8 protein-coding genes are annotated in these 8,225 nt (G+C 39.9%); 3 read left to right on the forward strand and 5 right to left on the reverse strand.

The window, feature by feature from the left end:
- The first annotated feature begins 23 nt into the window (after window positions 1-23).
- Entirely contained in the window at window positions 24-1,229 is a 1,206-nt protein-coding gene (locus VB714_RS16205) for a DnaJ domain-containing protein (RefSeq protein ID WP_323225678.1), read from the forward strand.
- A 40-nt stretch (window positions 1,230-1,269) separates the two neighbouring features.
- On the opposite strand, the gene VB714_RS16210 is transcribed toward VB714_RS16205, so the two are convergent.
- On the reverse strand, window positions 1,270-1,620 hold the full coding sequence (locus VB714_RS16210) for a hypothetical protein (protein ID WP_323225679.1): 351 nt from the start codon (window positions 1,618-1,620) through the stop codon (window positions 1,270-1,272).
- A 182-nt stretch (window positions 1,621-1,802) separates the two neighbouring features.
- On the reverse strand, window positions 1,803-3,182 hold the full coding sequence (locus tag VB714_RS16215) for a serine/threonine-protein kinase (RefSeq protein ID WP_323225680.1): 1,380 nt from the start codon (window positions 3,180-3,182) through the stop codon (window positions 1,803-1,805).
- A gap of 420 nt (window positions 3,183-3,602) precedes the next feature.
- Here VB714_RS16215 and VB714_RS16220 point away from each other — a divergent pair, with 420 nt between their 5' ends.
- Window positions 3,603-3,887, forward strand: coding sequence for a hypothetical protein (locus tag VB714_RS16220; RefSeq protein ID WP_323225681.1), 285 nt, complete (start codon window positions 3,603-3,605; stop codon window positions 3,885-3,887).
- Window positions 3,888-3,943: 56 nt separating this feature from the next.
- Here the strand turns inward: VB714_RS16220 and VB714_RS16225 are convergent, their stop codons facing one another.
- The 3 genes from VB714_RS16225 to VB714_RS16235 form a co-directional block, all read right to left on the reverse strand.
- A complete protein-coding gene (locus tag VB714_RS16225; protein ID WP_323225682.1) occupies window positions 3,944-4,861 on the reverse strand; it encodes a hypothetical protein in 918 nt (305 codons plus the stop codon).
- A gap of 68 nt (window positions 4,862-4,929) precedes the next feature.
- Window positions 4,930-5,319 carry an IS1595 family transposase gene (locus VB714_RS16230; protein ID WP_323225683.1) on the reverse strand — a complete coding sequence of 130 codons (390 nt, stop codon included), beginning with the start codon at window positions 5,317-5,319 and terminating at the stop codon, window positions 4,930-4,932.
- Between the two features lie 171 nt (window positions 5,320-5,490).
- Window positions 5,491-6,657: a hypothetical protein gene (locus tag VB714_RS16235; RefSeq protein WP_323225684.1), complete on the reverse strand. Its 1,167-nt coding sequence runs from the start codon at window positions 6,655-6,657 to the stop codon at window positions 5,491-5,493.
- A gap of 174 nt (window positions 6,658-6,831) precedes the next feature.
- Here VB714_RS16235 and VB714_RS16240 point away from each other — a divergent pair.
- Window positions 6,832-8,225: acetate--CoA ligase (locus VB714_RS16240; RefSeq protein WP_323225685.1), on the forward strand; the 1,394-nt coding region annotated here is incomplete at its 3' end.

The following is an 8,225-nucleotide window of genomic DNA, read 5'->3' on the forward strand; positions in this document are numbered from 1 at the left end:
ATTAACTTAAAGTTCAATGTTTCATGAGCGATCGCGATTACGAAATCCTCGGTCTCAAACCCGGTGCATCTCCAGATGAAATTAAACAGGCTTATCGCAAGCTGGCAAAAATTTGGCATCCCAATCGCTTTATCGATGCACCTGAATATCAACAGGAAGCTGAAGAAAAGTTCAAACAAATTAATGCAGCATACGAACACTTAAAAACAGGCCAAGTTAATGTTAAACAATCTCCTTCTGAAGATAATATTCCCGATACACCTCAATCTCCTTCTGAAGATAATATTCCCGATACACCTCAATCTCCTTCAAGAAAACTAATTTGGCAGCTTACTAATATTATTAAAAAACATAACGGAAAAGTCAATGCGATCGCGATCGATCCCAAAGGAAGATTTTTTGCCAGTTGTAGCAGCGATCGTACTATTAAACTCTGGACAATGCGATCGAATCAACTCATCAAAACCTTAAAAGGTCATTCTGGAGAAGTTAACGATCTTGCGATTAGTCCAGATGGTAAAATTCTGGCTAGTTGTAGCAGCGATCGCACCATTAAACTCTGGAACCTCAAGAAAGGGAATATCCTTCGTACTTTAGGGGGAATGTTTTCCGGTCATTCCGATGTTGTTTCCTGTACTACCTTTAGTCGCGATGGAACTATCATTGCGAGTGGAAGTTGGGATAAAACTGTTAAACTTTGGGATAGTAATACAGGCAAAGAAATCAATACGCTGAAAGGATATGGTAAGAAAATTTATACCCTTGCTTTGAATCCAGATGGCAAAATTTTTGCCAGTGGTGGACTTGAATCTAATGTGCGTTTGCGACAGATTCAAACTGGAAAATTAATGCGATCGCTAAAAATGAATTCTGCTATTTTAACAGTAGTTTTTAGTCCCGATGGCAAACTTATGGCGACGGGAGGATATGATTGTACAATACGAATTTGGACTCTGGATACACAGGAAGTTCCTTTGATTTTACTCGGTCATGGCGATCGCATTTCTTCCCTCGCTTTTAGTCCTGATGGGGAAATTCTAGCCAGTGGTAGTTGGAATGGTATTATTATTCTCTGGCAAGTTAAAACGGGTCAAAAAATTGTTAAACTTAAAGAGAATTCTGCCGATATTTTATCTCTTGCTTTTCATCCTACAGGCAAAATTCTCATTAGTAGTGGTGCCGATAAAAGCATTCAGGTTTGGCAAAATCTGAAAAAGATTATACCATAGTAGTGTAATGCTTGCGCTTTGATTTCCTCAAAACTTATTTCTAGAAAAGAGACTCAAATTCCTGACGCAAGCGATTTACATTGGCAACCCTACCGATAATCAAATTATCCCCTTTTATGCTATCGAGTTCGAGTTTCCACTGTTGAATTTTGTCTTCATGTTTGAGCCAAAAATTAACGATCTCGCTGACGACATTATCCCAGTCCCAGTCTGGCTTTTGACAAACCATTTCTGTAGAATGGATAAAACTATCTAACGTGCAGTTATAACTACCTAAATAGGCTTTACTCCGATGAGGAGTTTGCTCGACCTGCTGTTGATGTTGAAAAAACTGAATAATGGGACTAACACCAATGATATCAAATGAATAAGAATCAGATGAATAAGACATAGCCTAGACTGATTAACGACTGATTAACTCATGGTTTACTTTCTTCCATTCTAATTTCTTATTTCATTTTGTGGGTATAAAATGTAACATTTTTTGATATTTTAGTTTTCTTTTTTGTTAGCACTCAAGCACTAAGACTGCTAATATCTAAGCAGAGATAAATTATGCCATTTGAAGCAAAACTAAACAACTTGCATTTGTAATCCTTCGAGAAAATCGGAAATTTCTTCAACAATCCAAATATTTTCCACTCTACTCAATGTCTCCCCAATTCGATGCTTTTTTTTATGTTCCCAAATGACACAGTAAAAACTCGTACCATTTTTAGACCTTGAATCCTCTAGTTCAACAAAGGTTATTTCTCTGGTCTTTCCGATTATTTTGGATTGATAATTAACGGTTGAGTGAGTAATTGAGAATGACTCTGAGTTAATATCTAACTCAATTTTGCGACATAAAATATGAAAGAGAATCAGAGTAACAGGAATAGCGATAAAGAGAATTGGTGCAAAACCGAAGATCAAGATCGGACCTAAAAACATCCCGATCGCACCAAGGACTATTTTTGTCGCTAATGTCATATCATCAGGTTTAAAAAAGTCAAGTTCAGGTAATTCAATGATAGGAGGAATTGTAACCGAAAGATTGCGATCGCTTCTTTTAACGATAACTCTCGTGTTTAGGGGTTTGCGAATTCTCCGAAATTGATAACTCGTTCGGAGTTGTGCTTTTTTAGTAACAGCAAGAGGAGATTTTTGTTGCAGTGCTTGCAAGGCTTCTCCTGCGGATAAAAAGCGATCTTCACTGGCTGGTTCTACCATTTTCTCCAGCCAATCGGCAAAATTTGGCGAGAGAGAAAGGCGATCGCGAAAATCAAAGCGCATCCGTTTTTGAGGTAAATCTGTAGGCGATCGATGGGTGAGTAAAAAGAGTAATGTACATCCCAAACTATACAAATCTGAAGCAGGAATAACCTTACCGCGAAATTGTTCTGGGGACATATACCCCATTGTTCCGACAAATGTTCCCCCAAAACTTAAAGTATTGCGATAGATTTCTTGGACTGCACCAAAGTCTACTAAATAAACTTTTCCATCGGGACGGACAATGATATTCTGCGGTTTAATATCCCGGTGAATGACAGGAGGATGCAGAGAATGTAAATATTTGAGAATATTAAGAATTTGTGTAGCAATATACTTAACGTGCTTTTCATTTAACTTCCAGCCACGATTCACTAAAGCTGCAATAGATTCTCCTTCAACTAATTCTTGAACAAGATAAAAATAGCGATCGCTTTCCGTGTCGCAGTGGAAGGAATTTAAGTAGTTAGGAATTGCTGGATGTTTGAGGGTTGCGAGAACTTTTGCTTCTCGTTCAAACAATTCTACTATTTTCCAGTCCTGCGCTTGACGCATTGATACGGCTTTAATAGCGACTCGTTGATTATTTTCTTCGAGATCGACTGCTGCATAGGTAGTTCCCATTCCTCCTTGTCCGAGGGTGGTGACAATTTGATAGCGATCGGCAATAATTTCGCCTTGAGAGTGTAACGCATCCATATTCTTCTCCTTACCGAATGCGGAAATTATACTTGTTTTGCAAAAAGACAAGCTAACTGAATCAATACTTATATTATGATAGATATTTGAAATGGAACTCAATACAGGTCAAAGCAGGTTAAGGCAGAATTTAGGGGAGAGGGAAAATTTACTAATTGCGATAATTCTAAGTTATTTATCTCTTGATAATACAAAAATACCGTATAAGAATGAGAGATGCTAGATTTTCCTGAATTACACGGGATGAGATCGCTTATAGGTAAGCTCTAAGATTAATTTTAGAGTGCATTTGTACTATATTAAAAACTCTATTTGTCCTGTTTAAGTTAATTAGCAATTGTCCTATTTTGTGGTGTAGCCATTACATAAATTTATTTCTAATATTTATACTTACATATTCATATTATAGGAAAAATGTTGATGAAAAAATTGCAGCAATGGATTCTCATTGAAGGAGTGCTTGGACGAGCATCTGTCCTACTTGCAAAGACTTTAGATGCCATACCTGATTCAATATCTCATAACGAGACAAAAGATGAAATTAAAAACGCACAAGACACAATTGAACACTTAAGAAATGCACAAACATTTAACCAAATTACTGAAAATGCTGAATATGACTCAATCATTCATGCTCTTAGTCAATACGATCAGCCTATCCCTCCGTCTTCAGGAAGAAAAGCTGTAGATAAATATTTACGTTGATTATGACTTTTAAATTGCTATTAAGATTAAATTTTAATAGCAATTAAGATTTTTTTTTACAGATGGAGGAAGTTTGTTTTTTGTTGATTTTCTTCTATATCTTTTTGATTATTTAGTAACTCAATAAGTTGTTGTAAATAGATTGTAATAACTTCTTTAGCAAAATCTTTTTTTTCTTTATTTTGCCCTAAACATTCTTCTAATAAAGGCTCATTAAGTAATTCATCTAAGATTATTCCCCTTTTAATATATTTAATAGCTTTTACATAGGTTAAATAGCAGGGTGTTTTTTTATTACATCTTTGTGGTAATTTTTCTATATTCATGATTCGTCCAAAGAGAATGCTGCAAACAAGCCATGCTCTTAGATATGTAAAAATATCATTGTGTAAAAGGACAAGAGTATCCTCCTTGAGAATACTGTCAAAACTATCTTGATTGCTTTGCTTTCTTGCCTTCTTAGCTGAGTTTTTCATATCCAAAGCATGAATAGAGGCACTAACTGAAATATGATATAGGGGATTATCTTGTCTTTGTTCATCAGCTAGATTAGCTAACTTTGATACAACTTCACGTGTGATAGAATGTTTGCGGTATTTTTCTAGCTGTTCTGTCGGGGGTACTCGATCAGCATTATGTTTATCCATTTCTCGTTGAATAAGGTTTAAGTATTCCATATATTGAACATCTTCTGAGTTTTGATAAAATTCTTTTTCTTTTTTCACTGAACAGTCAATAGAATCACTTATTATCTCAATCAATAATCCTATTAATACACTAATAAATCCCACACTAATCAAATAATTTAAAGGATAAATATCACTATAGCTTGGAACAGCAAGACCAAGAATAAATGCAAAAGTTACAAAACCAAAAGTATATACAATAGCTTCTTGTTTGCGAGGGTTTGGCACAATTAATAACAATATTTTTCGTTTGATTTGTACGATTTTAGAGTATATGCGCTGCAACATTTTTAATTGTCCCAAAATAACAGTCTACAATTTTACTGAAAAATTCAAGCATTACTTACTTATAGTTTTTAAGTTCTTGATGATTCATCAATTTCTGCCCCAAGAATCTTCTCCAGTAACTCTGGCTCATCGATCGCGGCCTGATGAATGCGTTTAATCATCAACGCAGCCGTATTTTTGTTGACCTCGATCGCCTTAGCCAATTTCCGGACACTGATTCCCTCGGGTCGCCCTACAACAAGCGCGATCGCCAAGAACCACTTTTTTAAGTCTACATGAGTTTGGTGGAATAGAGTACCCACTGTTACGCTATATGAAGTGAAACATTCGTTACAGTGATAGCGCTGCTCCTTTTTCAGTAAACTCGCCTTAATGGACTCGCAATAAGGACATTGAGGAATTCCACCCCAACGAATTTGCTCTAAATAAGCCAGATATTCTTTAGAAGTTTTTAACATAGCCGGATCGAAATGACGTTAAGTTCATCAAAACCTCAACGCATTTGCGATCGCACTGCAATATCAACAACAGAGATAAAAAAAAGAAGACGCGATCGCGCCTTCTCGATTAGGTACTTTTGTTTTTACTTTTTCGATACGAAGAAAACGAACCTTAGTCTCATTTCATCGCTATTGGGGTTTATAAACCTTAAAATACTTATCTAAAACCGACCCGATCGCCTTAGTGCGACGCATTTGATCCATATAAACACAATCCCATTCCGTTAACCCCCGCCTTTCCCGCGAACATATTCCCAACAGTCCCGAAGCACGATTTTGACCGCTATCTAAATCTAACTCATCGTTAGCATTCAAATAAAATGAAGCCGTCCTGGCCCAGGCGATCGCCTCGAGTCCATGTAAACCACCTTGTTGCGCGATCGCCAAGGCTTGAGGAAAGCGACGAGAATGAATAGGACTGGCTTGATTATAAAGATCGGCGGTATTGAGAACCGCTTCCAGGGCATAATCAGGATTAATCCCCGCATTGTGGAGATCGAGTAAATTTGTGGGTAGGCGATCTAAAGCACGTTGAGAACACATTTTTTCTGCCAGTTCAATATTGCCCCCACTACGTCCCTGATCGCTACAGGGACCGTAATTAGTCACCCTTTCTCCCCAAGACAAATTACCCGGATCTGTATGGCCAAAATAAAGCGAAGTTTGTTCTACATATAAAGTCTCATTTTCCGTAAAAACGCGATAATTTCCCTCTGCAACCCCGATCGCCAGCATTCCCAAAGTCACAGGAGAAGCAAACAATTGGGAATGACGAATAATACTCTGATTTAAGTTAAAAGGAGAGTTTTCCCCTTGGGTAATGGGACGTTGGGCAGATTTTTGGGTTGAGACGTTTTTGGCTTGAGTTTGAGGGGGTTTAGTCGGGGAAGATTTCGGGGTTGGTGTTGTCACTTTTCCCCCTTTAGCAGTATCTTTTGCAACAGTCCCTTGAGATTTTGCAGGGGTTACAGCCTTCGGGATAACCGCAGCAGGTTTAGGAATATTGGGGAGGGGACGATCGCCGATCGCCGTATTGGTTTCGCCACCTAAACTCCGCTTGAGGCGACTTTCAGAGGGATCGGGGAATACCGGTAAATTTGAGGTCGGGGTATAGCCCCGCACAGAATTATAGTCTGACGGTAAGACATCCTCGATATCGATCGCCATTGCTTTTCTCTCTGGGCGATCGACCTGTCCCTTGTGTTGGGGGGAGGAAAAACGAAATAGAGAAGTTACCAAAGCACTACTCATTAACCCAAACAACGCCATCCGTGCCAACCAGACCCAATAAGACATAATTTCTCTCAGAAGTAAAAAAAAAGTAACAAAAAGTAAAGTGCTGGCTGTTCAGTATAACGCTTTCTGGTTGAGAAACAAATATTTAAGATTTTAAAGAAAAACAACATTTGCGATATGGGCGTTCCCTCGGGCAGTATGGTTGAAAAACAGTCAATATCGCCAAAAATACCCATGTCAGAAACAAATATAGAATCTATTCTGCAAGAGAATCGAACCTTCCCCCCATCCTCAGATTTTGCAGCTAACGCAAGCATCGGCAGCATGGAAAAGTATCAAGAACTGTATGATAAAGCCGCCACAGATCCCGAAGGCTTTTGGGGAGAACTGGCAGAAAAAGAACTACACTGGTTTGAGAAATGGGATCGAGTCCTCGACTGGCAACCTCCCTCGGCTCAATGGTTTGTCGGAGGTAAACTGAATCTATCTTATAACTGTTTGGACAGACACCTGACCACCTGGCGCAAAAATAAAGCCGCCCTCATTTGGGAAGGGGAACCCGGCGATAGTTGCACCCTTACTTATGCTCAACTGCATCGGCAAGTTTGTAAAATGGCCAACGTCTTCAAACAATTAGGAGTGAAAAAAGGCGATCGCGTTGGAATATATATGCCCATGATCCCCGAAGCGGCGATCGCCATGTTAGCCTGTACCCGCATTGGTGCGCCCCATAGCGTTATTTTCGGAGGATTTAGTGCTGAAGCCTTAAAAACACGCCTGGTGGATGCAGAAGCAAAATTAGTCGTCACAGCCGATGGCGGCTTTCGCAAAGATAAGGTCGTTCCCCTGAAAATTGCCGTTGATGAAGCCCTCGCGGATAATGGCGCTCCTAGTGTAGAAAACGTCCTCGTAGTGCAGCGTACCAAGAACGAGATCCAAATGCAAGAGGGGCGGGATTATTGGTGGCACGATCTTGAAAAAGAGGCATCGGCAAACTGTCCAGCCGAACCGATGGATAGTGAAGATCTGCTCTTTATTCTCTATACCAGTGGCACAACAGGCAAGCCCAAAGGAGTCGTTCACACAACGGGAGGTTACAACCTCTATACCCATATAACAACGAAATGGACATTCGATCTCAAGGATACCGATGTCTATTGGTGTACGGCGGATGTGGGTTGGATCACGGGACACAGTTACATCGTTTACGGTCCTCTCTCCAATGGTGCCACCAGTTTAATGTACGAAGGTGCGCCTCGCCCTTCTAACCCAGGCTGTCTCTGGGATGTGGTAGAAAAATACGGCGTGACCATTTTCTATACAGCACCGACGGCGATCCGGGCATTTATTAAGATGGGGGAAGATTTACCCAAGGCGCGGGATCTCTCTTCTTTACGCATTCTCGGCACCGTCGGCGAACCCATTAACCCCGAGGCGTGGATGTGGTACCATCGGGCGATCGGGGGTGAAAAATGCCCCATTGTCGATACTTGGTGGCAAACAGAAACGGGGGGCTTCATGTTAACACCGCTTCCTGGTGCAACCCCCACTAAACCCGGATCGGCGACTTTTCCTTTCCCTGGTATCGTTGCAGATATTGTCGATCTCGATGGCAACCCCGTGGGAGA

The organism is Spirulina sp. 06S082 (assembly GCF_034932145.1).
In the GTDB taxonomy this organism is placed as follows: domain Bacteria; phylum Cyanobacteriota; class Cyanobacteriia; order Cyanobacteriales; family Spirulinaceae; genus CCY15215.

What these genes read in the sequence shown, in the direction of transcription:
- VB714_RS16205 (WP_323225678.1), top strand. Translation starts at nt 24, where the DNA reads ATGAGCGATCGCGATTACGAAATCCTCGGTCTCAAACCCGGTGCATCT.
- VB714_RS16210 (WP_323225679.1), bottom strand. Translation starts at nt 1,620, where the DNA reads ATGTCTTATTCATCTGATTCTTATTCATTTGATATCATTGGTGTTAGT.
- VB714_RS16230 (WP_323225683.1), bottom strand. Translation starts at nt 5,319, where the DNA reads ATGTTAAAAACTTCTAAAGAATATCTGGCTTATTTAGAGCAAATTCGT.
- VB714_RS16225 (WP_323225682.1), bottom strand. Translation starts at nt 4,861, where the DNA reads ATGTTGCAGCGCATATACTCTAAAATCGTACAAATCAAACGAAAAATA.
- VB714_RS16220 (WP_323225681.1), top strand. Translation starts at nt 3,603, where the DNA reads ATGAAAAAATTGCAGCAATGGATTCTCATTGAAGGAGTGCTTGGACGA.
- VB714_RS16215 (WP_323225680.1), bottom strand. Translation starts at nt 3,182, where the DNA reads ATGGATGCGTTACACTCTCAAGGCGAAATTATTGCCGATCGCTATCAA.
- VB714_RS16235 (WP_323225684.1), bottom strand. Translation starts at nt 6,657, where the DNA reads ATGTCTTATTGGGTCTGGTTGGCACGGATGGCGTTGTTTGGGTTAATG.